The organism is Salmonella sp. SAL4457, from assembly GCF_046548235.1.
Lineage (GTDB): Bacteria > Pseudomonadota > Gammaproteobacteria > Enterobacterales > Enterobacteriaceae > Salmonella > Salmonella enterica.
On record NZ_JBGDZO010000888.1, the window covers coordinates 1 to 254 of the forward strand.

Consider the following 254-nt stretch of genomic DNA (forward strand, 5'->3'; position numbering starts at 1 on the left):
CCGCTGGACCTTGACGACGACGCGCTCGCCGCCCTCCAGCGTCGCCGCATGCACCTGACCGATCGTCCCTGCCGCGAGCGGCACGGGATCGATACTCTCGAAGACGTCCTCCCAGGGGACGCGCAGCTCCCCTTCCATCACCTCGACGACCTCGGCCTCCGTCATCGGCGGAACCTGGTCCTGGAGCGTCGAGAGCTCGGCGATGAACTCGGGCGGCAGCAAGTCGGGCCTCGTCGAGAGGATCTGGCCGAGCT

At 68.9% G+C, this 254-nt stretch carries 1 protein-coding gene; it reads right to left on the bottom strand.

The window, feature by feature from the left end:
- On the bottom strand, positions 1 to 254 hold a 254-nt coding region (locus ACLJNW_RS26755), incomplete at both ends, for an AarF/UbiB family protein (RefSeq protein WP_410961588.1).